This window comes from Pseudoalteromonas sp. P1-7a (assembly GCF_001401855.1).
Lineage (GTDB): Bacteria > Pseudomonadota > Gammaproteobacteria > Enterobacterales > Alteromonadaceae > Pseudoalteromonas.
Genome location: NZ_LKDU01000013.1, coordinates 44,050 through 68,412 on the forward strand (window position 1 = coordinate 44,050; position 24,363 = coordinate 68,412).

Consider the following 24,363-nt stretch of genomic DNA (forward strand, 5'->3'; position numbering starts at 1 on the left):
AAAGCTGCCACCACCTTACGTTAACGTAAGCTGTTATTCAACACGTGTAAGACGAAACAAAAGTAAAATACGATTTAAAAGCTGGAAAGTTAACTGTACGCATTTATTAAACCAATAAAAACATACAGTTAAACATATAAGAAAAGTGGTCTGATGAGTTTTATTAGACGAAATTACTATCTACTTGCATAGGAGTAACGGTAAGCAATGCCCTTTGCCCGAGCGCAACGTTTGCATTTGGAAAGATAATCGCTTCCCCTTCAACATCGGCATAATAAGGAGTATCGCCGTCTGTTGCTAGCAACTCACCTTTAGCAAACCCAGTGAAATTTTCTGCATCGTCTGAAAAAGGAAAGCTAAAATCTTCCTGGGTTCTATTAATGGTACGATGCACAGCAAACAACTCAAAGTCACTTGCATTAAAATGCGGGTATTGCACCTCTTTTTGACTAATTAATGCAGTTAGTGTTTGCTTGGTTTTTGCAAAGCGAGCCATGTCGTTTTCACCAAACGGTTTAACTTGACCTAATTCAACCGTAAATGAATCTGCGCCGTGCACATACGAAGAATAATAACTAAATGTGGTTGCAGGCGATTTCATCATCAATACGGTATTAACGCCGCAGCTAAGTAAAAATTGTAACTGCGATTTTTTCCATGGTTTACCATGAAGATATGGATACACAGCAAATTTCTCATTTTTTGAGCCACGAATAGCAGTATGCAAATCATAGTGGTATCGTGCACTGCCTTGCTGACCACGTGAAAAGAAGTCAGTTACATATTGTTCTAGTTTTGCCGCACGTTTGCGCTCGTCATTCATTGGCACACCTTCAACAGTGTGGTGCCCGTTAAACAAACGATTTAAGTTTTCTTCTACAAAACGCAGGCCAATATTTATTGATTTTGGATTACCAAAAATAAAGAGCACACGCTGATTTAATTCAAGCTCACCTTTTATTATTGTTTTTATTAAATCGTCACATATTTCTATGGGTGCGGTTTCGTTACCATGTACCGCACTTGACAGTACTATATCTTTTGTCGTTGTAACCTTTGGTTGAAACTCAATAACACCTGTATCGTGAACAGTAACGCCTGTGCCATTCTCTAACGTAAATTCACTTGGCTCTATATGCCATTCATTATTACGACTAAGCGTTAAAAAATCACCGGTATTTTTTAAATCATTTAAATAATCTGGTTTGGCTAACATGATAAGCCCTTTTCTAATGTGAGAGATACAAACAAAAACGGCTGAATAAATCAGCCGTTTTAAACTAGTTTTACTTGTTTTAGCTGATCACAGAATCAACTAATTGTTTAGCTTCTTTTTCCAGTAGCGCCAAGTGTTCTTCACCTTTGAACGACTCAAGGTATATTTTATAAATATCCTCAGTTCCTGAAGGGCGTGCTGCGAACCAGCCATTTTCAGTCACTACTTTTAAGCCGCCGATCGCTTCATCATTACCTGGAGCATGCGTCAGTTTTTGTAAAATAGGTTCGCCAGCCAGCGTATCCGCTTTTACATCACTTGCACTAAGCGCTTTTAAGCGTGACTTTTGTTCACTGCTAGCAGGGGCATCTAAACGCTTGTATAGCGGAGAGCCAAATTCTTGCTCTAACTCTTTATAAAGCGCTGATGGTGTTTTACCCGTCACAGCTAGTATTTCAGCTGCAAGTAAACCCATAATAAAGCCGTCTTTGTCGGTACACCACACGCTACCATCGAAACGCAAAAATGCAGCGCCAGCACTTTCTTCGCCACCAAAAGCAAGTTTGCCTTTATTCAAGCCATCTACAAACCACTTAAAGCCAACCGGTACTTCTTTAACTTTGCGCTCATTGCGAGCAACAACACGGTCAATCATAGAGCTGGAAACCAGCGTTTTACCAATTTCTACACTGCTGTCCCAGTCGCGGTGCTTTAGTAAATAATCAATCGCTACAGCTAAAAAATGATTAGGGTTCATTAATCCATCTGGCGTAACAATACCGTGGCGGTCATAATCTGGGTCATTGCCTATGGCAATATCAAAGTCGTCTTTTAACTTAATTAAATTTGCCATTGAATACGGTGATGAACAATCCATACGGATTTTGCCGTCTTTATCAAGGGGCATAAATGCAAAACGCGGGTCAACACTGTCGTTTACTACGGTTAAATCTAAATTATATTTTTGCGCTATTAGCGGCCAAAAGTTAATACCAGAGCCACCAAGCGGGTCAATACCCACTTTAATATCCGCATCGCTAACAGCTTTCAAATTAACAATATTTTCTAAGTCGTTAATGTATGGCGTCATTAAGTCTTCGTATTTAATAAAGCCAGAGCGAGATGCTTTAGCAAATGGAAATAGCTCAACTTCGACTAAATCTTCTAATAGCAATTGATTTGCTCTATCTTCAATCCATTTAGTTACATCGGTATCAGCTGGGCCGCCGTTTGGTGGATTGTATTTAAAGCCACCGTCTTCAGGCGGGTTATGTGAAGGCGTTACCACAATACCGTCGGCTAATTCGTTAGGGTTTAATTTGTTATGGCAAACAATCGCATGGCTAATAACAGGGGTCGGAGTGTAATCATGATTTTGCTGGGTGATTACTTGCACCTCATTAGCGACTAATACTTCTATGGCAGAGTTAAAAGCAGCTTCACTTAATGCATGTGTATCTTTACCTAAAAAAAGCGGACCAAAAATATCATTTTGCTTTCTGTAGTCACAAATAGCTTGTGTAATGGCTAAAATATGAGATTCGTTAAACTTAACATCGTAAGAGCAACCACGGTGACCCGACGTACCAAAAGCAACACAATGCGCTGGGTTTTGTTCTAAATCTGGCTCATTTAAGTAATAAGCCGATACCAATTTTGGTACGTTAACTAAAGATGATTGTGGCGCAGATTTCCCAGCACCTGAATGAATAGCCATGTTTATTTCCTTACAAGTAATCGCGAATTTCTTCTGCTTGCTCTGCTGAATAACCTAAGCACAGTGCAACCTCGTGTAGCATCATTTTTTTACGTGTTGTATTTGAATTCGTCATAACCCAGTACTCACTGTCAGTAATATTTTTAGGATTCATACTACTGCCACTATTAATTAAGTCTTCTTTGCTGGTGGCAAAGTAAACGCGGTCACGCCCTTTTATATCAAGCACAGCACTAAATTCTTTTTTATGTGTTCTATAAAAAGCACTTAAAATAAATAAAAACCTACCGACAACCCCTTTTTGCATTGCTAGTTCTTCTTTATTTAAGATATTAAATACATTAGCGTTTGTTTGCTTCACGGGTGTGACAACCTCTTGCTCTTGGCTGTCGTCGTTAGCTGGCGTGTCATCAAGTGGGGCTTGAGTCGTTGTTTGGTTGTTTTGATTGTTGTTAGCAACGGTCGTGTTGTCAGTGCCGTTTAGATTTAATAAACGACGTAAAATAGTGGATGCGCTTTCGCCAATACTTTGTGTATTACTAGCAATATACTGATATAACTCGTCGTCTATGTCGATTTGTTTCATGTTGTTCCTGTCATTACGGGCCACATTTTTCTTTCCCCGTGATTATACCCAAACCAAATATAAATGCGAGTTACAACAAGCACTCGCATAAATATATCCGTTAAGCGCGAAAATTAAAGTGTGTTGTTTATTTTTTCATAAACCCAATGTAGTAAATAGTCAGTCACTAAAAATTTAAAGTGTTTACTTTGTTTATTTATAAACCGCTTTGGGCTGATATCTCTAAATAGCAAAAGTGGCGTAAAAATAAACTTTCTGTCGTTTAAAAACGCGTACAGCAAAGTTAGCCGCTATATTTTTTGCTTTTTAAAGCAATGCTCGGCAAACTAAGCCAAAATTTGAGGAGACGGTCATGCTTTTAAACTATAAACAATATGGTGAAGGCCCTGATGTAGTGATTATTCATGGTTTATTTGGGTCTTTAGAAAACCTAAATGTGATTGCAAAACCATTAAGCGAGCACTTTAGGGTAACTAATGTGGACTTACGTAACCATGGCGCGTCACCGCATAGCGAAGAAATGAACTACCCTGCAATGGCGGCGGATATTGTTGAGCTGATGAACGCATTAAATATTAATAATGCGCACCTGATTGGCCACTCAATGGGCGGTAAAGTGGCAATGGAAGTGGCGCTAATGCATAGCCAAAAAGTAAATAAACTGGTGGTACTTGATATAGCCCCTGTGAGTTACCCTGCCCGCCACACACAAATTATTAGCGCACTTAAAGACGTAGCAACCAGTCATATTACTGATAGAAAACAAGCCGATGCAATTATGAGCGAGTACATAAATGAGCTAGGTGTTAGGCAATTTTTGTTAAAAAGCTTGGTTAAAAACGAAGATGGTGAGTACCGCTGGCGTTTTAATTTAGATGTACTTGATAAAAAATATTCGACAATCACTGCCAATGTTAATGAAAATAATTCTTGTTTGTGCGATACTTTATTTATCAAAGGGAATGACTCTGATTATATACTGCCAGAATACCGCGATGAAATAACAAAGCGCTTTAAAAATACTCGAGCAAAAATTATACACGGTGCAGGACATTGGCTTCATGCACAAAAACCTGTTGCGGTTAATAAAGCAATAAATGACTTTTTAACAGGGCTTTAATGCAATTTTAATCATGTGTTTTTGGTTATCCGTACTAAATTAATGCATATTTATATGCTATAGTACGCGCCGTTTAATTTAAAGGTTATACGTTGATGGTCAGTCAGTTTATTAACGAATTTGATACCCTAGGGTTGTACTTTGGCTTAGCCGGTATTTTTGTATTCATCGGCTTGGCAATTAAAGACGTACTTAATAGTGGTAATGTACCTAAGTTTGGTCGCTACATTGTATGGGGCGTCCTCTTTTTAGGTTGTTCTGGCTTTATTGCGAAAGGGCTTATACAAGTTTTTTGGCAAGGTGCAGGTGTAGGTTAGGCATGGCGAAGTCAGAAACAGATAGAACAACTCCCGATTTATTTGAATACGAAAAGCGCCCTGGTAGGCCGAAAACAAACCCTTTACCAAGGGATATGCAGTTAAAGGTTAATAAACGTAATCAAATAAAACGAGATAAAGCACGTGGTTTAAAGCGTGTAGAATTTAAAGTTTCATCACAGTTATATCAGGCACTGAGTGATATGGCGGATGCACAAAATATTAGCCGTAGTGCGCTGATTGAAACAATTTTACAAGAAAGATTGGCTATTGATAGATAAAAGGTTTGAAGTCCATGGCAAGTGTAGGCATTTTTTTCGGAAGTGACACAGGTAATACAGAGCACGTAGCAAAAATGATCCAAAAAGAATTGGGTAAAAAGCTAGTGGCTGTTCACGACATTGCAAAAAGCTCTAAAGAAGAGATTGCAGAGTTCGATTTAATCTTATTTGGTATTCCTACTTGGTACTACGGTGAAGCACAATGTGATTGGGATGATTTTTTCCCTGAACTTGAAGAGATAGACTTTGAAGGTAAGCTAGTGGCTATTTTTGGCTGTGGCGACCAAGAAGACTACGCTGAATACTTCTTAGATGCTATGGGAATGATTAACGATATCGTCACCGAGCGTGGCGCTATTGTTGTTGGACATTGGTCAACTGAAGGATACGATTTCGAAGCATCTAAAGGCATGGCCGATGACACCCATTTTGTAGGTTTAGGCATTGATGAAGACCGCCAACCAGAACTGACAGAGCAACGTGTTAAAGCATGGTGCGCGCAAGTGTATGACGAAATGTGCTTAAGCGAACTAGCAGACTAACCTCCCCCCTTTTTATCGCTAACTGTTTAAATATTTATCAAACAGTTAGCGACTTTAGATTTAATAGCAAAATTGATCAATTGTTCTTTGCACTCAGTGCTTAGGCGCGTTATCCTTGTTATTGCTAATGTGTCGTGTGCATCTGTAAGAGATGTCTAGTATAACCAAACAAATTTGAGACAGATTTAATGACTGATCATAACTTGGAACTTAAAAAAGCCGGTCTAAAAGTAACTTTACCGCGTATTAAAATCTTAGAAATTTTACAATCTCCAGATAACCAACACATCAGCGCTGAAGATGTATACAAAATTCTATTAGATTTAGGTGAAGAAATTGGTCTTGCGACTGTTTACCGCGTACTAAACCAATTTGACGACGCAGGTATTGTAAGCCGTCACCATTTTGAAGGCGGAAAATCAGTATTCGAACTTTCTGGCAGCACTCACCACGACCACCTTGTGTGTTTGAAGTGTGGTAAGGTTGTTGAATTTGAAGATGACTTAATTGAGCGTCGTCAGTTAGAAATAGCCGAAGAAAACGGCATCACGTTGACGAACCACTCTTTATACCTATACGGTGAGTGTAAGGATAAAGTAGCGTGCAAAGCATTTAGCGATTCAAATAGCTAACAACAACGCTTAATGAATTATAAAAAAACCTGCAATTGCAGGTTTTTTTATGTTCTAAATTAAGCATTTAAACTATGTTAAACACCAATTTGCAATAATGATATATTATGCAAATTGGTATTTTATAGCGTTACTGCTTCTCGATTTTAGCCCAAGAATCTCTAAGGCCAACCGTTTGGTTGAATACTAAATGTTCTGACTTAGTATCACGTGAGAAATAGCCGGTACGCTCAAACTGAAAACCTTGTGCTGGTTCGGCTTTAGCAAGCGACGCTTCTAGTTTTGCATTTTCAAGTACAACTAACGAATCAGGGTTTAATGTTGATTCGAACTCTTCAGCCGCAGCTGGGTTTGGCACATTAAATAAACGGTCATACAATCTAACTTCTGCATTAACCGATTCAGGCGCTGAAACCCAATGAATAACCCCTTTTACTTTTCGGCCATCACTTGGGTTTTTACCTAAAGTTTCGCTGTCGTAAGTACAGTAAATAGTGGTAATTTCACCACTTTCGTCTTTTTCTACACGCTGAGCTTTAATTACATAAGCACCACGTAAGCGTACTTCTTTATCGAGTACTAAGCGTTTAAATTTATTATTTGCTTCTTCGCGGAAATCTTCACGCTCGATGTAAAGCTCACGAGTAAACGGTACTTCACGACGACCCATTTCTTCTTTATTAGGGTGGTTAGCTACCGACAATGTTTCTACTTTATCAGCGTCAAAGTTTTCTATTACCACTTTAACGGGATCGAGTACTGCCATTGCCCGTGGTGCGTTTTCATTTAAGTCTTCACGGATACATGCTTCAAGCATGCCCATTTCAACCATGTTTTCTTGCTTAGTCACACCTATACGTAAGCAAAACTCACGAATAGAAGCCGGTGTATAACCACGACGACGTAAACCAGCAATCGTTGGCATACGTGGGTCATCCCACCCTTCTACATAGTTATTCACAACTAAATCGTTTAGCTTACGCTTAGACATAATTGTGTATTCAAGATTTAAGCGCGAAAACTCAATTTGTTGTGGGTGGCATTCAAGGCTGATGTTATCAAGTACCCAATCGTATAAACGGCGGTTATCTTGAAACTCAAGCGTACACAATGAATGGGTTATGCCCTCAAGTGCATCAGAAATACAGTGCGTAAAGTCATACATTGGGTATATGCACCACTTGTCACCTGTTTGATGGTGGTGAGCAAAACGAACGCGATAAATAATTGGATCGCGAAGCACCATAAATGAGCTTGCCATATCAATCTTAGCGCGCAGGACACACTCGCCTTCTTTGAATTCACCCGCACGCATTTTTTCAAATAATGCAAGGTTTTCTTCTACTGAAGTGTCTCTGTATGGGCTGTTTTTACCTGGCTCTTTCAACGTACCGCGATACTCACGTGCTTGATCGGCAGTTAAAAAACACACATACGCTAAGCCTTTTTCAATAAGCTCAACTGCATAGCCGTATAGAGTATCAAAATAGTTTGACGAGTATTTTATCTCGCCACTCCAATTAAAGCCTAACCACTGTACGTCTTCTTTGATTGAATTAACGTAGTTAATATCTTCTTTTTCTGGATTTGTATCATCAAAGCGTAGGTTACATAAACCATCGTAATCTTTTGCAATGCCAAAATTCAAACAAATTGATTTTGCATGGCCAATATGTAAAAAGCCATTTGGTTCAGGTGGAAAACGTGTATGCGTAGTTGCATGTTTGCCACTTGCTAAATCTTCATCAATTCGAGTTCTTATAAAGTTACTTGGGCGATTCTCAATTTCCGCCATAGGAGTGCGATCCTCTGAATATTCGTGATAACAAAACTAATGCATTATTACAAAAACAAACACTAACATACAGCACTAGATGCGCCTTTATTCTAGTTATTATGGCAATGCTGCATTAGTTTATTACTTAAATTTGTTTTAGCGCAATATTTGAGTCATGAAAGCCATTTATAGTACCTAAACTTAAGCACCATAAAAGGATTCTAAAATGGCCAGTTCTACACAACACAGAGTTTATATTCCAACAAATGCGCGCGCTAATCACTATTTACTCGCTGAAATTACCCCCTCTGATGACTTTTATACTAGCTTTACAAACATTGATAGTTGCTATAACCGTATTGCTAAACAACTATTCGCAAGTTGTGATGAATACGAGCTGCATAATGTACACCTACTCGCTAACGACAAATTACCCGTTGTGAGATTTCATGATGAGTCGTATCAATTAGAAACAGCAAAGCAAATGTTGTTTTTTTACAACCCGCGTTACCACGAAGCGCATAAACTACACTACACCCCTACTTGTAAAAGTAAAAAAATTCGCTTGTTATTTTTAGCAACTGGTGATGATTTACGTGCAAGCTCGGCACAGTTTCACAGCAAAGTGCAAAAAGTGTTAGATAATTTACAATCCCAATTATTTATTGAACAACCTCAGTTTAAACTTCGCGATCATCAACATTTAACCTATGACTTGTTTGCTAAGAACAAAGGCTGCAACCAAAGTTACGGCTACAAGCTAAGAAGCCTGTATCCTCGCTATTTAGCTCGCCAATGTAAAATACCCGCAGAGCATGCAGAAATGACCTATGCAACATTTTCTGTACAGGTTTCTCGGGGCATTAAAACGCAGTTTCAAAGCTTAATAAATAAAAATAACTACACTGATTTTTACAATTACTTTGCCACATCTTTTAAAGACTGCTGTGAGCGATACGCTTTAACTCACGGTGCTATGGTTGCCAATGGTGCAAGGCCAATAGTGCGAAATAGCCAAATAGATAAAAATGATGGGAATGCAGAATTACAAAAAATAAGTTTTGATGTAAATGGTACAGCCACGCAAATACATATTTTTTTCAATGCTGAAAAGTTAGTCGAGTCTCTACATTTTGTGATTGTTGCCACTCATAAAGATAAACATGAAATGGGATATGGCCGCTTTATGAATCAAGTAGAGAAAACAATACACGCTATGTGCTCAGAATTGGCAATAAATAAAGAACGGCAAGATTTATCAGTAAGATTTTTTCAACACATTAGTTACCCGTACTAATTTTTAAACTAATAACAAAAAGGCTCGCATTCGCGAGCCTTTTTTAAAGATTAAGCAAACTGATTACCAGCCTGTTTTCTCTTTAAGTGCTTTACCAATATCAGCAAGTGAACGTACAGTTTGTACGCCAGCAGCTTCTAGTGCAGCAAATTTTTCATCAGCAGTACCTTTACCGCCTGCGATGATTGCGCCAGCGTGACCCATACGCTTACCTTCAGGTGCAGTTACACCCGCAATGTAAGAAACAACAGGCTTAGTTACGTTAGCTTTAATGTACTCTGCAGCTTCTTCTTCTGCAGTACCACCGATTTCACCAATCATTACGATTGCTTCAGTTTGTGGATCTTTTTCGAACATTTCTAGCACGTCGATAAAGTTAGTACCTGGGATTGGGTCACCACCAATACCAACACACGTAGACTGACCAAAACCAGCGTCTGTAGTTTGTTTAACTGCTTCGTACGTTAAAGTACCAGAGCGAGAAACAATACCTACTTTACCAGGTTTGTGGATGTGACCAGGCATGATACCAATTTTAGTCTCGCCCGGAGTGATAACTCCTGGACAGTTAGGACCGATCATACGAACACCCGAGTTATCAAGCTTAACTTTAACGTCAACCATGTCGAGTGTTGGGATACCTTCAGTGATACAAACAATTAGCTCGATGCCCGCATCGATAGCTTCTAAGATTGCATCTTTACAGAACGGTGCTGGTACGTAGATCACTGACGCTGTTGCGCCTGTTTCTTTAACTGCATCGCGTACTGTGTTGAATACTGGAAGACCAAGGTGCGTTTGACCGCCTTTACCTGGGCTTACACCACCAACCATTTGTGTACCGTACTCAAGCGCTTGCTCAGAGTGGAAAGTACCTTGTCCACCAGTGAAACCTTGACAGATAACTTTTGTATCTTTATTGATTAATACAGACATTATTTGCCCTCCGCAGCAGCTACAACTTTCTCAGCAGCGTCTGTTAGTGATTCAGCAGCGATGATATCAAGGCCTGAGTTCTTAAGAACGTCACGACCTAGTTCAGCGTTAGTACCTTCTAAACGTACAACTACAGGCACGTTTACACCTACTTCTTTAACTGCGCCAATGATACCTTCAGCAATCATGTCACAACGTACGATACCACCAAAGATGTTAACTAAAACAGCTTTTACGTTATCGTCAGAAAGGATGATTTTGAATGCTTCAGAAACACGCTCTTTAGTTGCGCCGCCACCAACATCTAGGAAGTTAGCTGGCTTGCCGCCGTGTAGGTTTACGATGTCCATAGTACCCATCGCTAGGCCAGCACCGTTAACCATACAACCTACGTTACCGTCTAGTGCTACGTAGTTAAGCTCGAAGCTTGCTGCGTGTGCTTCACGAGCATCTTCTTGAGATGGATCGTGCATTTCACGGATTTTTGGTTGACGGTAAAGTGCATTTCCATCGATACCGATTTTGCCGTCAAGACAGTGAAGGTTACCTTCGTCTGTGATTACTAACGGGTTGATTTCAAGAAGTGCGAAATCAAAATCATTGAACATGTTGCCAAGACCCATAAAGATCTTAACGAACTGCTTCATTTGTGTAGGGTTAAGACCCAGTTTAAAACCTAACTCACGTGCTTGGTAAGCTTGAGGACCCACTAATGGATCGATCTCTGCTTTGTGGATAAGCTCTGGAGTTTCTTCAGCAACCGTTTCAATTTCAACACCGCCTTCAGTAGACGCCATGAAAACAACTTTGCGAGAAGCACGGTCAACAACTGCACCTAAGTACAATTCGTTAGCGATATCTGTACAGCTTTCTACTAAAATTTTAGCAACAGGCTGACCATTTTCGTCTGTTTGGTAAGTAACTAAGTTTTTACCTAACCAGTTAGCAGCGAATTCTTTTACTTCTTCGATTGTTTTAACTAGCTTAACACCGCCAGCTTTACCACGGCCACCTGCGTGAACCTGAGTTTTAACAACCCACATATCACCGCCAATTTTTTCGGCAGCTGCTGCAGCTTCTTCAGGTGTATCGCAAGCGAAACCCTGAGAAACTGGTAAACCATATTCGGCAAAAAGTTGTTTTGCCTGATACTCATGCAAATTCATGATGCTTTATCCAATTTTTTATACTAAAAGAGCTGAATATTTATGCAAATAAACAGCTATCCCAAATTGCGCACCTAGTATAGATCCCAAGGCTTAACATGAAAACCCCAGTAAGACCAAAGGCGCAAAAAAAAAGCTGTGAATTGTCATTCACAGCTTATATTTCATACTACTCGATTAAACATCCAGTAATAAGCGAGTTGGATCTTCAAGTAACTCTTTAATAGTCACTAGGAAACCAACTGATTCTTTACCATCGATTTGGCGGTGATCGTAAGATAGTGCCAAATACATCATTGGAAGAATTTCAACTTTACCATTTACAGCCATAGGACGCTCTTGGATTTTGTGCATACCCAAAATTGATGACTGTGGTAAGTTGATAATAGGCGTAGAAAGTAACGAGCCAAATACACCACCGTTAGTAATGGTAAAGTTACCACCTGTCATATCGTCAAGTGTTAGTTTACCGTCACGGCCTTTAAGGGCTAATTCACGAATACCTTTTTCGATTTCTGCAACAGACAGCTTGTCACAATCTTTAAGTACTGGTGTAACCAAACCACGTGGCGTAGATACAGCGATGCTGATATCAAAGTAATTGTGATAAACAATATCATCGCCATCAATTGATGCATTTACTTCAGGGAAGCGTTTAAGTGCTTCAGTTACTGCTTTCACATAGAAAGACATAAAGCCTAAACGAATACCGTGACGCTTTTCAAATACTTCTTGGTACTGCTTACGAAGGTCCATAATAGGTTTCATGTTTACTTCGTTAAAAGTAGTTAACATTGCTGTCGAGTTTTTCGCTTCTAATAAACGATTAGCAATGGTTTTACGTAAGCGCGTCATTGGTACACGTTTTTGTGTACGGTCACCCATAGGTGCAGCTGGTGCTGAAGTATCTTCTTTCTTAGCCGCTGGAGCAGGCGCTTTTAAGAAAGTATCAACGTCTTCTTTCGTTACGCGGCCATTTTTACCTGTGCCTTTAATTTTAGACGCATCAAGACCTTTTTCAGCAATTAAACGACGTACAGAAGGCGTTAACACATCTGAGCTATCGTTAGACTCACTTGCAGCCGGCGCTTCTTCTGCTTTAGCTGCAGGTGCAGCTGGAGCACCGCCCGCTTTAACGTTACCAATAACTTGTTCACCAAGTACAGTATCGCCTTCTGCGTTTAGTTGCTCGCCCATGATACCGTCTTCTTGAGCTACTACTTCAAGAACAACTTTATCAGTTTCAATATCTACCAAGTTTTGGTCGCGAGTTACCGCCTCACCTGGTTGTACATGCCATGTAGCAATTGTTGCGTCTGCAACTGATTCTGGAAGTACAGGTACTTTAATGTCCACTTCTTTACCTTCTGATGCTGGAGCTGATTGCGCCGCAGGCGCGTCTTCTGATTTTTCAGGTGCGGCTTCTTCTTTTGCCGGAGCACTGTCACTTGCTGGTGCTGCATCAGCATCACCAAGTAAACCGATAACTTGGTCACCAAGTACCGTTGCACCTTCTTCTTGTGATATTTCAGTAATTACACCATCGTTTTGTGCAACCACTTCTAAAACCACTTTATCTGTTTCAATGTCTACTAAGTTTTGGTCACGGCTTACTTTGTCGCCTACACTTACATGCCATGTAGCAACGGTAGCATCTGCAACCGACTCAGGAAGAACAGGAACTTTAATTTCTGTGCTCATTGCTTATCCTTTCTTTTGTATAGTAAGCGCGTCTGCAACGAGCGCTTGTTGTTCTTTAGTATGTACTGACATGTAACCACACGCTGGAGATGCTGATGCCTTACGTCCCGCGTAAGTTAATTTAGCACCTTGTGGGATTGCATCAATAAAGTGATGTTGCGAACAGTACCAAGCACCTTGGTTTTGTGGCTCTTCTTGACACCAAACAAAATCAGTAACGTGCTGGTAACGCTCCATAATCGTGTCCATTTCTGCATGTGGGAACGGGTAAAGTTGCTCCACACGTACAATAGCAATGTTGTCTTGCTCAAGCTTACGACGCTCTTGTAATAGTTCGTAATAAACCTTACCACTACAAAATACCACGCGCTCTACTTTCTCAGGATTAATATCATCGATTTCGTCGATCATATTATGGAATACACCCTGTGAAAGTTCTTCAAGCGAAGATACCGCAAGTGGATGACGAAGTAATGATTTTGGTGTCATTACAATCAGTGGTCGACGAAGTGGTCTTACAGATTGACGACGAAGCATAGCGTAAACTTGTGCAGGTGTTGAAGGAACACACACTTGCATGTTGTGATCAGCACATAGTTGTAAAAAACGCTCTAAACGTGCAGAGCTATGCTCTGGACCTTGTCCCTCGTAGCCATGCGGCAGTAAACACGTTAGGCCACATAAACGCCCCCACTTTTGTTCGCCAGAACTTAAGAATTGGTCAAATACTACCTGTGCACCATTAGCAAAGTCACCAAATTGGGCTTCCCAAAGTACTAATGAAGTAGGTTCAGCTGTTGCATAACCATACTCAAAAGCAAGCACGGCTTCTTCAGATAATACTGAATCGTATACTTCAAACGTACCTTGTTCTTCACTTAAGTGCTGAAGAGGTAAGTACGTTGAACCATCTGATTGACTATGAACTACAGCATGGCGGTGGAAGAAAGTTCCACGGCCTGAATCTTGACCCGTTAGACGAATATCAGTGCCTTCAGAGGCAATTGTTGCATATGCAAGTGTTTCTGCCATACCCCAATCTAGTGGTTTTTCGCCACTGGCCATAAGCTTACGGTCATCGTAAATCTTTTTAACACGAGACTGTGCTTTATATTCTTCAGGGAACTGCGCAACTTGTTCGCCAAGTGCTTTTAGCTTGTCTACCGGTACGCTTGCGTCGTAGTCAACATTCCACTCGTGTCCTACATACTTAGCCCAATCAGATGAGTGTGAAGTCTCTGGCTGGATTTCTTCAACAACACAGTTACCTTCATCTAAGCCGTTACGATATTCATCGGCTAAAGCTTTCACCTCATTCTCTGTGAATGAACCTTCAGAAATAAGTTGATCAGCGTAGATAAGGCGAGGTACCGCATGTTTTTTAATTTTTTGATACATAAGAGGCTGTGTAGCATTAGGCTCATCAGCTTCGTTATGGCCGTGGCGGCGGTAACATACTAAATCGATTACTACGTCACGTTTAAACTGATTTCTGAAATCAAGTGCAAGTTGAGTAACAAATGCAACGGCTTCAGGATCATCAGAATTAACGTGGAAGATTGGCGACTGAACCATTTTTGCAATGTCAGTACAATAATCAGTAGAACGTACGTCATCTTGTTTTGAGGTTGTAAAACCAACTTGGTTATTTACAACTATACGGATACTACCACCACATGAGAAGGCGTTTGTTTGTGACAAGTTAAATGTTTCTTGTACAACACCTTGGCCTGTAATTGCCGAGTCACCGTGGATGGTAATTGGTAATGCTTTACTACCTGAGCTGTCACCTAAGCGGTCTAAACGAGCTCTTACAGAACCCATAACCACAGGATTAACAATTTCTAGGTGAGATGGGTTGAACGCAAGCGCCATGTGAACATTGCCACCTTTGGTCGCAAAGTCAGAAGAATAACCCATATGGTATTTAACATCACCCGAGCCTAACGTATCGTTGTGTTTGCCAGCAAACTCATCAAACAACTCAGATGGGTTTTTACCTAACACGTTAACTAGTACGTTTAGACGCCCGCGGTGAGCCATACCAATAACAGCTTCTTTTTGCCCGCTTTCGCCAGCACGGTGAATAAGTTCTTTAAGCATAGGAACTAACGCATCACCACCTTCAAGTGAGAAACGTTTAGCACCAGGGAACTTTGCACCTAAATATTTTTCAAGACCATCTGCTGCGGTTAATCCTTTAAGGATACGCAATTTTTCTTCTTTAGAAAAAGTAGGTCGTGATTGAACAGACTCTAAACGCTGTTGTAACCAACGCTTTTCTTCTGTTGATGTGATGTGCATATACTCAGCACCGATAGAACCACAATAAGTAGTTTTTAGTGCTTGGTATAGTTCACCTAAAGGCATAGTATCGCGGCCTACGGCAAACGATCCTACATTAAATTCGCGGTCAAAATCAGCTTTAGATAAGTCGTGGTACTCTAGCTCTAAATCTCGAACACGCTCTCGTTGCCAAATGCCTAGCGGATCTAGGTTAGCATTTTGGTGTCCTCGAAAGCGGAAAGCATTAATAAGTTGTAGTACTTTGACCTGTTTAAGATCACCGCCACTACCCTCAGCTACCACTACCTCTCTATGCTTGTTTTTAGCAAGCGCCGCAAACTGTGAACGAACTTCTGAATGCTTTACTTCAACATCCACACCATCTACTTTTGGTAATTGTTCGAACACTTCTCGCCATTCTTCTGGCACAGAAGTCGCATCATCTAAATACGCTTCATAAAGCTCTTCTACATAAGCAACGTTGCCGCCGTTTAAATGTGAAGATTCTAGCCATGCCTTCATCACACCTTCGTGCATTTATAAGCCCTTTTCTTTAGCGCAGAAATTAATAGTTGTTATAACAAGATGGCTAATAAAAATATTAGCCATCTTACGTTACTAAGTGATTAAACCGCGCGGTTTAATAACATAGATTTGATTTGTCCAATTGCTTTGGTCGGGTTAAGACCCTTAGGACAAACGCTAACACAGTTCATGATACTGTGGCAACGGAACACACTGAACGCATCGTCTAAGTCTGCTAAACGCTCTTCAGTTGCCGTATCGCGGCTATCAGCCAAGAAACGGTAAGCATGAAGAAGGCCTGCTGGACCAATGAACTTGTCTGGATTCCACCAGAACGAAGGACACGATGTAGAACAACATGCACATAAAATACACTCGTAAAGCCCATCTAATTTATCACGTTCTTCAATAGATTGAAGACGTTCACCAGCCGCTGGCTGATCGTTAATTAGGTATGGTTTAACTTTTTCGTACTGAGTGTAGAACTGACTCATGTCAATAACAAGGTCACGTACCACAGGTAAGCCAGGTAAAGGACGAATTACAATAGTACCTTTGCCACCTTTTTGCAGCGTAGATAATGGTGTAATACATGCTAAACCATTTTTACCATTCATGTTAACACCATCAGAACCACACACGCCTTCACGACATGAGCGACGGAATGATAAAGTAGGATCTTGCTCTTTTAATAATAAAAGTGCGTCCAATACCATCATGTCCTGACCTTCCTCTGTTTGCAAAGTGTATTCTTGCATTCGAGGTGCGTTATCAACGTCCGGATTGTAACGATAAACTGAAAATTGTACTTGTGCCATCGTCTCGCTCCTAGTAGGTACGTGCTTTAGGTGGGAACGCTTCACGCGTCTTAGGCGCGTAGTTTACTTCACGCTTGCTCATTTCATCCGTAACAGGATTGAATACTGAGTGACATAACCAGTTTTCGTCATCACGATCTGGGTAGTCAAAGCGAGAGTGTGCACCACGGCTTTCAGTACGGAAGTTTGCAGCAACTGCAGTTGAGTATGCTGTTTCCATAAGGTTATCTAGTTCAAGACATTCGATACGCTGCGTATTAAAGTCAGATGATTTATCATCAAGACGCGCATGTTGTAGACGTTCACGAATCTCTTTAAGCTCTTTAAGACCTGTCGCCATAGAGTCACCTTCACGGAATACCGAGAAGTTAAGCTGCATACATTGTTGTAAGTCTTTTTTGATTTGTACTGGGTCTTCACCTTGACCAGCCGTTGAATTTTCCCAACGATTAAAGCGAGCAAGCGAAGCATCTATGTCAGATGCAGAAGGCGCTTTAGTAATTTCAACTTCGTTTAGGTATTTACCTAAGAAGTTACCAGCAGCACGACCAAATACAACTAAATCAAGTAATGAGTTACCACCTAGGCGGTTTGCACCATGAACAGATACACAGGCAATCTCACCAACTGCAAACAAGCCTTCTACTACTTTTTCGTTACCATTGGCATCGATTTGTAGCGCTTGACCATTTACGTTAGTTGGAACACCACCCATCATGTAATGACACGTAGGTATTACCGGAATTGGCTCTTTAGCAGGGTCAACGTGAGCGAATGTTTTAGCAAGATCACAAACACCTGGTAGGCGTAGATTAAGTGTCTCTTCACCTAAGTGGTCAAGTTTCAACTTAATATGTGGACCCCATGGACCATCACAACCACGACCTTCACGGATTTCAGTCATCATTGAACGTGCAACTACATCACGAGACGCTAAGTCTTTTGCGTTTGGTGCATAACGTTCCATGAAGCGTTCGCCATCTTTATTTAAAAGATAACCCCCTTCACCACGACAACCTTCTGTTACAAGTGTACCAGCACCTGCTATACCCGTTGGGTGGAATTGCCACATTTCCATATCTTGCATAGCAACGCCAGCGCGGGCTGCCATACCAACACCATCACCCGTATTAATGTGGGCATTCGTTGTCGATGCGAAAATACGACCAGCACCGCCGGTTGCAAGCACAACAGCTTTTGATTTGAAGAAAGTGATTTCACCTGTTTCAATCTCAATTGCTGTACAACCTACTACATCACCGTTATCGTTTTTAACTAAATCAAGTGCATACCATTCAGAGAATACATTGGTTTGGTTTTTTACGTTTTGTTGGTATAGAAGGTGTAATAAAGCATGACCAGTACGGTCAGCTGCTGCTGCAGTACGTGCAGCTTGTTCACCACCAAAGTTTTTCGATTGACCACCGAAAGGACGTTGGTAAACACGGCCATTTTCAAAACGCGAAAATGGTAAACCCATGTTTTCTAATTCAGTAATAGCTTCTGGGCCAGTTTGACACATGTATTCGATAGCGTCTTGGTCGCCGATAAAATCGGAACCTTTAACGGTATCGTACATATGCCATTCCCAGTTATCTTCGTGCGAATTACCTAGCGCTACTGTAATACCACCCTGTGCAGATACAGTGTGAGAGCGTGTTGGGAATACTTTAGATATTAACGCACACGTTTTGCCTGATTCTGTAATGGCAAGAGCGGCGCGCATACCTGCACCACCTGCACCAATTACAACGGCGTCAAATTCACGAACAGAATATTTCACTTAAACACCCCATAAAACGATTAGACCAATAGCTACGTAAGCAACGGCCATCAGGTTTAATACAAAGCCTAAAACAGCGCGTAGTTTAGCGTTTTTAACGTAATCCGTTAAAACTTGCCAAAGGCCAATGCGGGTATGAACCATCATGCATACTAGGGTAATTAGCGTAAACCCCTTCATAGCAAGATTAGAGAATAGGCCTGTCCAGGCTTCGAAAGTGACTTCTGGCATTGCTAAAAAATAGCCGATAATAAAAATCGCATATGCGGTAATTACTAGAGCCGTGGTACGTAAAGATACGAAATCTTGTACACCATCACGTTTAAGAGTTGCTTGATTTAAGACCATATCCACACCCCTGCCAGTACGGCAAATACAACGCCAAGTGCCATTGCAACTTTAGCGCTCAGGTTACCCGATTCAAGTTCTTCCCAGTGGCCCATATCCATAATGATGTGACGGATACCACCAATAAGGTGATAACCCAATACAGAAAGTGTGCCCCAAGCTATGAATTTGGCAATGAATCCGCTAAACAGACCCTTGACGAATTCAAAACCTTCAGCTGAAGAAAGAGACTCAGACCAAGCCCAAATGACAAACGTTAAAGCAAAAAATAATGCAACACCGGTGACGCGGTGAAAAATTGATGCTTTAGCCGTTGCCGGCATAGATATAGTTGTTAGATCTAGATTTACAGGTCTTTGCTTTTTCACAGTTACTTGCCCATCTTGCTCACATTGGAGCTCATCTACTTGTTTTTCTAAAACCCACCAAAATTTCTGGTGGAACTATCAAAGTAAACGTGTCAATACAGCAAAAGTTCACAAATCTGCAAAAATTACGCTGTAAAAATATGTTTACCTAAATACAAAGCGGTTTAAAACCTCCGATAGTATATATACCCAAAGGTTGTTTTACAATTCTTGTTTAGTTAGAGACGTTTGCGAATTAGCCGATAGTATAATATTTAATTGATGGCGAATATTTATTATACATATGTGCATAATGTTTATAAAAATTGACTTTAACCCCCTCTTTCACGTTAAAATGCGAAGATGTGCTTAAAACAAGATTTCAGAACTTTAAAAATCTAAAAATCAGAATAGATATCTTAATAGGAGATACATAGATGGCAGATAAAAAAGCCACAGTTCATATTGATGGACTAGATCCAATCGAACTTCCAATTTATCAAGGCACTGCTGGCCAAGATGTAATCGACGTACGTACGCTCGGTTCACATGGTCACTTTACTTATGACCCAGGTTTCATGTCGACTGGCTCTTGTGAATCTGCAATCACCTACATTGATGGTGGTAAAGGCGTATTATTACACCGTGGTTACCCAATTGAGCAATTAGCTGAAGACTCTAACTACATCGAGCTTTGTTACTTACTATTAAACGGTGAGTTACCAACTCAGGCGCAATACGATGCATTTGCAAAAGAAATCACGCATAACACTATGCTTGATGAAAAAATTGCTAACTTTTTCCAAGGTTTCCGCTTCGATGCTCACCCAATGGCCATGCTATGTGGTGTAGTAGGTGCATTATCTTCTTTTTACCACGAAGATCTTGATATTACTGATGCAAGCCAACGTAAAACAAGCGCGATTAAACTTGTTGCTAAATTACCAACTATTGCAGCTATGGCGTACAAAACAAACATTGGTCAACCGTTTGTTTACCCACGTAACGACTTAAGCTATGCAGAAAACTTCTTACACATGATGTTCTCTGTACCGGCTGAAGAATACAAAGTTAACCCTGTTACAGCCAAAGCAATGGATAAAATCTTCATGCTTCATGCTGATCACGAGCAAAACGCTTCAACGTCAACAGTACGTTTAGCGGGTTCTTCAGGCGCTAACCCATATGCTTGTATTGCTGCTGGTATCGCGTCTCTTTGGGGTCCTGCTCACGGCGGTGCTAACGAAGCATGTTTAAACATGTTAGAAGAAATTGGCTCTGTTGATCGTATTGATGAGTACGTTGCAAAAGCAAAAGATAAGTCTGACCCGTTCCGTCTTATGGGCTTTGGCCACCGTGTTTACAAAAACTTCGACCCACGCGCTACGGTAATGCGTCAAACATGTCATGAAGTTTTAGCAGAGCTTAACATTCAAGATCCACTTCTTGATATCGCTATGAAGCTTGAACAAATTGCCCTTGAAGACCCATACTTTGTAGAGAAGAAACTTTACCCTAACGTTGACTTCTACTCAGGTATTATCTTAAAAGCGATTGGTATTCCAACAAGCATGTTCACTGTAATTTTTGCTATGGCACGTACAGTTGGTTGGATCACTCACTGGGATGAGATGCTATCTCAACCTGGCCATAAGATCAGCCGCCCTCGTCAAATGTATACTGGTTACACGCAACGTGACTTCGTATCAACTGACAAGCGCTAAACTTAGTTAGTTAAAAAAGGCCGCTTTTGCGGCCTTTTTTGTGCGCTTTGCTTGTCAATTTTATGAAACCGATTACAATTCCTGCCTAAATTTATAGATGTTGAATAGCCATGCCTTCTCAAGAGTTTGATATAACAAAAATCCGCAATGACTTCCCTACTTTAAACCAAACCCTTAATGGCAACCCTTTAGTTTATTTAGACTCTGGCGCAACGTCGCAAAAGCCACAAAGCGTGATTGATGCAACCACTCGTTTTTATAATTTAAGCAACGCAAACGTTCACAGAGGCCGTCACATCTTAAGCGAGCGCGCTACTGAGCAGTATGAAGCAGCAAGATTAAAAATAGCAGATTACTTTAACGTAAAGGCTAATGAAATAGTCTGGACAAAAGGTGCAACAGAGGCACTAAATTTACTTGCTCATGGCCTACAAAATCAAATTACTCACGAAGATACGGTATTAATTACGCCACTTGAGCACCATGCTAATATCGTTCCTTGGCAGGTATTAACGCAAAATACGGGGGCAACGCTATCTGTACTCCCCCTTGAGCAAAACGCGACGTTTAATATAGCGCGCTGCATAGACTTTATCACACACACTAAAGCAAAGGTGCTATGTATCAGCCAGGCCTCTAACACATTAGGTAATATTACCAATTTAGCTCCACTAATAGCTGCAGCGAAAGCAGTCGGCACGTTAGTTGTTGTCGATGGCGCACAAGGAGCTATGCATTTACGCCCTAATTTAAAACAGCTCGGGTGCGATTTTTATGTTTTCTCAGCGCATAAAATGCTTGGCCCTACGGGTGTTGGGGGCTTATATGGACGCTATGAATTACTCAATGCGCTTACCCCGTACCAAACGGGTGGTGAGATGATTGATACCGTTACCCTTGAAAAAAGCACCTATCGAGACGCTCCTGCAAAATTTGAGACTGGCACCCCAAACATAGCCGGAGTAATTGGCTTTAGTGCAGCAATTGATTATTTATCAGCCCTAAACATACAACAATTGCAGCGCTATGAGCGGACAATTTTTAATTATGCAGCGACACAGCTAAGCAAAATTGATGGGGTTACTATCTATAGTGACTTAAACAATAATATTGGTACCCTTAGTTTCAATTATAAAACTGAACACCCTTACGATTTGGCAACTTTGCTTGACGGATTTGGCGTTGCAGTGCGTAGCGGTCACCATTGTACGCAACCATTAATGCATCATTTAGGGGTAACAGGCACTGTTAGAGCAAGCTTTGCATTTTACAATACTCATCAAGATGTAGATAATTTCATCCATGCCTTGAAAGAATCGATTGATTTATTAGACTAATTTAGGATAACTCATGACAAATACGTTTAACAGCGTAATTAAACCTATACAACATGCGCAATCTTGGCAGCAAAAATATCGCGAAATAATGCTTTTGGGCAAAACACTTCCCGCTTTAGCGGATGTACTTAAAACCGATGACGCACTTGTTCCTGGGTGTGAGAGCAAAGTGTGGATGTTTATGGAGTTTGACGATAGCGAGAATCGTTTAGTGGTTATTGGCGATTCAGACACCCGCATTGTAAAAGGCTTATTAGCGATTATTTTAGCGCTTTATAATGGCTTAACACCTGAAGAAGTCGTGAATATTAATGCGTATGACGAATTTGAAAAGTTAGGCTTGATTAAACACCTTAGTGCATCTCGTGGGAACGGAATAAAAGCCATGGTAGAAGCAATTCAAAGCATGGCAGCAAACAAGCTCAATTAAACTATTGAGCTTGTTGTAAACGCTGTTTTTTATCTAAATATTTACGTACCGCTTTAGCCGCTACAAAAAAGCCAAAACTTCCTGTGATCATAGTGACCGAGCCAAACCCGTTATTACAATCCATATTCATTGTACCATCGGCATTTTGTTTAGCATGGCATACACTGCCATCACTGCCTGGGTAAACTAGTTGCTCAGTTGAGTACACACAATCAATATTAAATTTGCGTTTTGGGTTGTTACTAAAATTATATTGTTTGCGTAAAATATAACGCACTTTAGCAAGTAGCGGATCTTGCGTGGTTTTAGCCACATCGCCAAATGTTATTTGGCTAGGATCAGTTTGCCCGCCCGCGCCGCCTGTAGTAATAATAGGCATTTTATTACGCTTACAATGAGCAATAAGCGCTGCTTTTTCCTTAACTGCATCAATACAGTCAATAACGTAATCAAAACCTTGAATATGCTCACGAATATTTTCAAGAGTAATAAAGTCATCTATCACAGTTACTTTACACTCTGGGTTTATCAGTTCGCAGCGACTTTTCATTGCATCTACTTTGGCTTGGCCAATACTGCCGCTAAGCGCATGAATTTGCCTATTTACGTTCGTCGCGCAAATATCATCTAAGTCAATTAAAGTGATCTTACCCACGCCTGTACGTGCTAAAGCTTCGGCGGTCCAACTTCCTACACCGCCTATTCCCACTACACAAAAATGGGCTTGTTGTAGCCAATCAAATTGTTGGTTACCGTATAGGCGTTTAATTCCGCCAAAACGAATATCTGTTACTTGTTCGCTCATTTACCAATCCAGTTCCCACGGCGATTGCCATGCTTGAAATTCTTGCTGATTAATTAATTGCTGGTACTCATCACCCGTAGCAGGCAGCAAAGTGCAATTAATTTGCTCCCCATGCCATACAAAACTTAACGCATAGGCATGAAGATACGCTCTCTCAGCTGCGCTACCGCTATAGAGTGAATCGCCTAAAATTGGCGCCCCTAAACTTTTTAATGCCACTCTAAGTTGGTGAGTTTTACCCGAATATGGCTTTAATATATACGCCCTAAACCCCGGCTTATAACTAAAAGAATAAAAGCGGGTAATGGCTGGGTTTTGCATGGTCGGTAAAAGCTTAAACATGCCCCTACGAGACTTAGCCATATCACCTTTTATCCACCCTTGCTTTTTTTTAGGTTTAGTATTGCTTATTGCTAAATAAAACTTGTTTATTGCATGCTCAGTAAAAAGAGACGTAAATTTAGCAGCGGCTTCTTTATTGCGACTAAGAATAATAAGGCCAGAGGTCACTTTATCAAGGCGGTGAACAGCAAATAATTTTTCGCCCGTTTGCTGCTCAGCTAACACCACAAACCCTTTTTCACTTTCTGAGTGAAAATTAAGCCCCGCTGGTTTTTCAAATATGTAAAAATCAGCGTGGCTAAACACTATGGGTAATTCTCTTTTTACCAT

Annotated in this window: 23 protein-coding genes; 9 read left to right on the top strand and 14 right to left on the bottom strand. The window is 40.7% G+C overall.

The window, feature by feature from the left end:
- Positions 1–163 precede the first annotated feature (163 nt).
- The 3 genes from astE to seqA form a co-directional block, all read right to left on the bottom strand.
- Positions 164–1,216, bottom strand: a complete 1,053-nt coding sequence (astE, locus tag AN389_RS10190; protein WP_055017678.1) for a succinylglutamate desuccinylase — start codon at positions 1,214–1,216, stop codon at positions 164–166.
- A gap of 79 nt (positions 1,217–1,295) precedes the next feature.
- Positions 1,296–2,933 (bottom strand): phosphoglucomutase (alpha-D-glucose-1,6-bisphosphate-dependent), encoded by a 1,638-nt coding sequence (pgm, locus tag AN389_RS10195; RefSeq protein WP_055019753.1) that lies wholly within the window; start codon positions 2,931–2,933, stop codon positions 1,296–1,298.
- A gap of 10 nt (positions 2,934–2,943) precedes the next feature.
- Positions 2,944–3,519, bottom strand: coding sequence for a replication initiation negative regulator SeqA (gene seqA, locus AN389_RS10200; RefSeq protein ID WP_055015976.1), 576 nt, complete (start codon positions 3,517–3,519; stop codon positions 2,944–2,946).
- Between the two features lie 352 nt (positions 3,520–3,871).
- On the opposite strand from seqA, the gene AN389_RS10205 reads away from it, so the two are divergent.
- The 5 genes from AN389_RS10205 (at position 3,872) to fur (ending at position 6,411) form a co-directional block, all read left to right on the top strand.
- Positions 3,872–4,639: an alpha/beta fold hydrolase gene (locus AN389_RS10205; RefSeq protein ID WP_055015977.1), complete on the top strand. Its 768-nt coding sequence runs from the start codon at positions 3,872–3,874 to the stop codon at positions 4,637–4,639.
- A 95-nt stretch (positions 4,640–4,734) separates the two neighbouring features.
- A complete protein-coding gene (locus AN389_RS10210) occupies positions 4,735–4,956 on the top strand; it encodes a DUF2788 domain-containing protein (RefSeq protein ID WP_004586672.1) in 222 nt (73 codons plus the stop codon).
- Positions 4,957–4,958: 2 nt separating this feature from the next.
- Entirely contained in the window at positions 4,959–5,237 is a 279-nt protein-coding gene (gene ybfE, locus AN389_RS10215; RefSeq protein WP_004586673.1) for a LexA regulated protein, read from the top strand.
- Positions 5,238–5,251: 14 nt separating this feature from the next.
- On the top strand, positions 5,252–5,779 hold the full coding sequence (fldA, locus tag AN389_RS10220; RefSeq protein ID WP_055015978.1) for a flavodoxin FldA: 528 nt from the start codon (positions 5,252–5,254) through the stop codon (positions 5,777–5,779).
- A 188-nt stretch (positions 5,780–5,967) separates the two neighbouring features.
- Positions 5,968–6,411, top strand: coding sequence for a ferric iron uptake transcriptional regulator (fur, locus tag AN389_RS10225; RefSeq protein WP_055019754.1), 444 nt, complete (start codon positions 5,968–5,970; stop codon positions 6,409–6,411).
- A gap of 130 nt (positions 6,412–6,541) precedes the next feature.
- On the opposite strand, the gene glnS is transcribed toward fur, so the two are convergent.
- Positions 6,542–8,206, bottom strand: a complete 1,665-nt coding sequence (gene glnS, locus AN389_RS10230; RefSeq protein ID WP_055015980.1) for a glutamine--tRNA ligase — start codon at positions 8,204–8,206, stop codon at positions 6,542–6,544.
- Between the two features lie 208 nt (positions 8,207–8,414).
- Here glnS and AN389_RS10235 point away from each other — a divergent pair, with 208 nt between their 5' ends.
- Positions 8,415–9,485, top strand: a complete 1,071-nt coding sequence (locus AN389_RS10235) for a DUF3083 family protein (protein WP_055015981.1) — start codon at positions 8,415–8,417, stop codon at positions 9,483–9,485.
- A gap of 63 nt (positions 9,486–9,548) precedes the next feature.
- On the opposite strand, the gene sucD is transcribed toward AN389_RS10235, so the two are convergent.
- From sucD to sdhC, 8 genes are all read right to left on the bottom strand, one after another.
- Entirely contained in the window at positions 9,549–10,421 is an 873-nt protein-coding gene (gene sucD, locus AN389_RS10240) for a succinate--CoA ligase subunit alpha (protein WP_004586678.1), read from the bottom strand.
- Positions 10,421–11,587, bottom strand: a complete 1,167-nt coding sequence (gene sucC, locus AN389_RS10245; RefSeq protein ID WP_004586679.1) for an ADP-forming succinate--CoA ligase subunit beta — start codon at positions 11,585–11,587, stop codon at positions 10,421–10,423. The genes sucD and sucC overlap by 1 nt, the downstream gene beginning before the upstream one ends.
- A 177-nt stretch (positions 11,588–11,764) precedes the next feature.
- Positions 11,765–13,288 (bottom strand): 2-oxoglutarate dehydrogenase complex dihydrolipoyllysine-residue succinyltransferase, encoded by a 1,524-nt coding sequence (gene odhB, locus AN389_RS10250; RefSeq protein WP_055015982.1) that lies wholly within the window; start codon positions 13,286–13,288, stop codon positions 11,765–11,767.
- 3 nt (positions 13,289–13,291) lie between these two features.
- Positions 13,292–16,111 carry a 2-oxoglutarate dehydrogenase E1 component gene (sucA, locus tag AN389_RS10255; protein ID WP_055015983.1) on the bottom strand — a complete coding sequence of 940 codons (2,820 nt, stop codon included), beginning with the start codon at positions 16,109–16,111 and terminating at the stop codon, positions 13,292–13,294.
- Positions 16,112–16,200: 89 nt separating this feature from the next.
- Positions 16,201–16,917, bottom strand: a complete 717-nt coding sequence (locus AN389_RS10260) for a succinate dehydrogenase iron-sulfur subunit (protein ID WP_004586682.1) — start codon at positions 16,915–16,917, stop codon at positions 16,201–16,203.
- 10 nt (positions 16,918–16,927) lie between these two features.
- Positions 16,928–18,700: a succinate dehydrogenase flavoprotein subunit gene (gene sdhA, locus AN389_RS10265; RefSeq protein ID WP_055015984.1), complete on the bottom strand. Its 1,773-nt coding sequence runs from the start codon at positions 18,698–18,700 to the stop codon at positions 16,928–16,930.
- Positions 18,701–19,048 (bottom strand): succinate dehydrogenase, hydrophobic membrane anchor protein, encoded by a 348-nt coding sequence (gene sdhD, locus AN389_RS10270; protein WP_055015985.1) that lies wholly within the window; start codon positions 19,046–19,048, stop codon positions 18,701–18,703. It abuts the gene before it with no gap.
- Positions 19,039–19,416 (bottom strand): succinate dehydrogenase, cytochrome b556 subunit, encoded by a 378-nt coding sequence (gene sdhC, locus AN389_RS10275; protein ID WP_082429331.1) that lies wholly within the window; start codon positions 19,414–19,416, stop codon positions 19,039–19,041. Before sdhC ends, sdhD begins: the two co-directional genes overlap by 10 nt.
- Before the next feature lie 416 nt (positions 19,417–19,832).
- Between sdhC and AN389_RS10280 the strand changes: the two genes are divergently transcribed.
- From AN389_RS10280 to AN389_RS10290, 3 genes are all read left to right on the top strand, one after another.
- Complete coding sequence (locus AN389_RS10280) at positions 19,833–21,119, top strand: citrate synthase (protein ID WP_055015987.1); 1,287 nt, start codon at positions 19,833–19,835, stop codon at positions 21,117–21,119.
- A 110-nt stretch (positions 21,120–21,229) separates the two neighbouring features.
- Positions 21,230–22,456 (top strand): aminotransferase class V-fold PLP-dependent enzyme, encoded by a 1,227-nt coding sequence (locus AN389_RS10285; RefSeq protein ID WP_055019755.1) that lies wholly within the window; start codon positions 21,230–21,232, stop codon positions 22,454–22,456.
- 13 nt (positions 22,457–22,469) lie between these two features.
- The gene (locus tag AN389_RS10290) at positions 22,470–22,886 is read left to right on the top strand and encodes a SufE family protein (RefSeq protein WP_055019756.1); all 417 of its coding nucleotides are present in this window, start codon (positions 22,470–22,472) and stop codon (positions 22,884–22,886) included.
- Between the two features lies 1 nt (position 22,887).
- Here the strand turns inward: AN389_RS10290 and tcdA are convergent, their stop codons facing one another.
- Complete coding sequence (gene tcdA / locus AN389_RS10295) at positions 22,888–23,691, bottom strand: tRNA cyclic N6-threonylcarbamoyladenosine(37) synthase TcdA (protein ID WP_055015990.1); 804 nt, start codon at positions 23,689–23,691, stop codon at positions 22,888–22,890.
- Complete coding sequence (locus AN389_RS10300; RefSeq protein ID WP_055017684.1) at positions 23,692–24,363, bottom strand: TIGR01621 family pseudouridine synthase; 672 nt, start codon at positions 24,361–24,363, stop codon at positions 23,692–23,694. It lies immediately after the preceding gene.

Bases quoted from the DNA above. Each gene is read 5' to 3' on its own strand.
- sucD (WP_004586678.1), bottom strand. From the start codon at position 10,421: ATGTCTGTATTAATCAATAAAGATACAAAAGTTATCTGTCAAGGTTTC.
- AN389_RS10285 (WP_055019755.1), top strand. From the start codon at position 21,230: ATGCCTTCTCAAGAGTTTGATATAACAAAAATCCGCAATGACTTCCCT.
- AN389_RS10210 (WP_004586672.1), top strand. From the start codon at position 4,735: ATGGTCAGTCAGTTTATTAACGAATTTGATACCCTAGGGTTGTACTTT.
- odhB (WP_055015982.1), bottom strand. From the start codon at position 13,288: ATGAGCACAGAAATTAAAGTTCCTGTTCTTCCTGAGTCGGTTGCAGAT.
- fldA (WP_055015978.1), top strand. From the start codon at position 5,252: ATGGCAAGTGTAGGCATTTTTTTCGGAAGTGACACAGGTAATACAGAG.
- astE (WP_055017678.1), bottom strand. From the start codon at position 1,216: ATGTTAGCCAAACCAGATTATTTAAATGATTTAAAAAATACCGGTGAT.
- fur (WP_055019754.1), top strand. From the start codon at position 5,968: ATGACTGATCATAACTTGGAACTTAAAAAAGCCGGTCTAAAAGTAACT.
- ybfE (WP_004586673.1), top strand. From the start codon at position 4,959: ATGGCGAAGTCAGAAACAGATAGAACAACTCCCGATTTATTTGAATAC.
- pgm (WP_055019753.1), bottom strand. From the start codon at position 2,933: ATGGCTATTCATTCAGGTGCTGGGAAATCTGCGCCACAATCATCTTTA.
- AN389_RS10280 (WP_055015987.1), top strand. From the start codon at position 19,833: ATGGCAGATAAAAAAGCCACAGTTCATATTGATGGACTAGATCCAATC.
- sucA (WP_055015983.1), bottom strand. From the start codon at position 16,111: ATGCACGAAGGTGTGATGAAGGCATGGCTAGAATCTTCACATTTAAAC.
- AN389_RS10300 (WP_055017684.1), bottom strand. From the start codon at position 24,363: ATGGTAAAAAGAGAATTACCCATAGTGTTTAGCCACGCTGATTTTTAC.
- AN389_RS10205 (WP_055015977.1), top strand. From the start codon at position 3,872: ATGCTTTTAAACTATAAACAATATGGTGAAGGCCCTGATGTAGTGATT.
- seqA (WP_055015976.1), bottom strand. From the start codon at position 3,519: ATGAAACAAATCGACATAGACGACGAGTTATATCAGTATATTGCTAGT.
- AN389_RS10235 (WP_055015981.1), top strand. From the start codon at position 8,415: ATGGCCAGTTCTACACAACACAGAGTTTATATTCCAACAAATGCGCGC.
- tcdA (WP_055015990.1), bottom strand. From the start codon at position 23,691: ATGAGCGAACAAGTAACAGATATTCGTTTTGGCGGAATTAAACGCCTA.
- AN389_RS10260 (WP_004586682.1), bottom strand. From the start codon at position 16,917: ATGGCACAAGTACAATTTTCAGTTTATCGTTACAATCCGGACGTTGAT.
- sucC (WP_004586679.1), bottom strand. From the start codon at position 11,587: ATGAATTTGCATGAGTATCAGGCAAAACAACTTTTTGCCGAATATGGT.
- AN389_RS10290 (WP_055019756.1), top strand. From the start codon at position 22,470: ATGACAAATACGTTTAACAGCGTAATTAAACCTATACAACATGCGCAA.
- glnS (WP_055015980.1), bottom strand. From the start codon at position 8,206: ATGGCGGAAATTGAGAATCGCCCAAGTAACTTTATAAGAACTCGAATT.
- sdhD (WP_055015985.1), bottom strand. From the start codon at position 19,048: ATGGTCTTAAATCAAGCAACTCTTAAACGTGATGGTGTACAAGATTTC.